This window comes from Bowmanella yangjiangensis, assembly GCF_017255015.1.
Lineage (GTDB): Bacteria > Pseudomonadota > Gammaproteobacteria > Enterobacterales > Alteromonadaceae > Bowmanella > Bowmanella yangjiangensis.
In genome coordinates this window covers 1-1,558 of record NZ_JAFKCS010000185.1, presented here as the reverse complement: position 1 = coordinate 1,558, position 1,558 = coordinate 1, and the positions used below count along the sequence as shown (strand labels likewise).

Annotated in this window: 1 protein-coding gene; it reads right to left on the bottom strand. The window is 71.9% G+C overall.

Features of this window, described 5'->3' with window-relative positions; genetic code table 11:
* Nucleotides 1-1,558 (bottom strand): insulinase family protein (locus J0A65_RS23155; protein ID WP_206596652.1); only part of this gene is annotated, 1,558 nt, incomplete at both ends.

The window sequence follows — 1,558 nt, the reverse complement described above, 5'->3', positions numbered from 1 at the left end:
CAGCAACGCCGCATCCGCACCCGGCTGCGCCAGGTGCTGCCAGTCGAGACCTCGCGCCGCATCCGTACATGGCGGCATGTCCGGCAGCGGCTCGACGGCCGCGCACAGCCCGGCCAGCTGCGCCTGCCCGGCGTCCCCCAGACCGACGCTCAACCCTTGCAGCCTGGGTGCAGCGGGCAGCTCGCACAGCTGCGGCAGGCGCTGCAACAGATCGCGCAGCAGCAGACCCTCTGCCTCCGGTTCGGCCAGCTCATCCAGCGGCGCCAGCAACACCGGCAGCAGCAGGCCACTGAATGCAGGCAACAGCGCTGCGGGCCCATGCAGCGCCAGGCTCCAGCTGGAGGCCTGCACGCTCAACTGGTTGCCGATGCCAAGCCGCTCGCCGCGCCAGCGCAGATCGGCGCTGCGTGCTTGCAGGGTGGCCTCCAGGGCCGCCACGTCTGTCGTCGCCGAACAGGGGCCGCGCCAGTGGAGAGCGGCGGAGCCGCCCTCGGCCTGCCCCGGATGATGTCGCAGTTCCGCCACCGGCAGAACGGCCGCTGCCGCGCTGGCGCCAGCCAGCAGCGGCTCATCGCAGGGCAGCCGCCACGCGTAGGTCGGTGTCGGTGCCGGCGATCGCTCCGCCAGTGCCCGCAACGGCAGATCCAGGCCGATGGCGGGCCAACGGGGCTGCGCCTGGTCGCCGCAGTGCAGTTCGAACAGACCGTCACCCTGCGCCAGGGCCGCCAGCAGAGCGTTCAGGTCTCGCAGCGTCTGGTCGTCATCCTGCGCGGGCATCTGCAGATGTTGAGCCAGCGCCAGCGGGCCGAGACCAAGCGACCTGAGAGCGGCTGCCTGCTGCTGATGCTGCAGGCGCAACGACCAGTGCGCATGACCCCGCAGGTGCGCGGCCCAATCCTGCACGACGGCGCGCAGGACGCCGTCCTGCTCCGCCGTGGCGCCGGCAAGGTCGAGGCGCAACAGGCACTGCCCCGCGTGCTGGTACAGCACCCGCGCCTGCAATTGCCGGCACAGCCGCCGTTCCCGCAGCGCCGTCAGCAGGCCACCGGGCGCAGGGTCATGCAGCGCGTCCAGCAACAGCGCCAGGGCGACCTCACAGCTACCGGCAGCGAGTTGCGCAGCAAACCCCAGATGCAGCGCAGGGCGCGTCTGCTGCAAACACAAGCGCGTTGCGCGCAGCGGCAGCAGGTCGGCCGGCGACGCGGAACCGGCGCCGCCCTCTCCCCCTGGCAGCGCCCCGAGCAAGGTCTCGGCGATCGCCAGCAACTGTTCCGCAGGTTGTGGCCCGACCAGGGTCAGGCGCATGCACCCGGCCCGGAAGTAGCGCCGATGGTGCGCCCGCAGCGCCTGCTGAAAATGCGGCGACTCCACGGCCAGGGTGCGGCGGTCCCCGGCCAGGAACTCGCCACAGCGATGCCCGGCGGCCAGTGCCTGCCCCAGTGCGTGATCGATGCGACTGTCGCCATCCTGGCTGCGTGCCTGGTACTCGGCATGCAGCACGTCGCGCTCGCGCAGCTGCGCCTCGCTCTCCAGCAGCGGCCAGCAGAGCATATCCAGC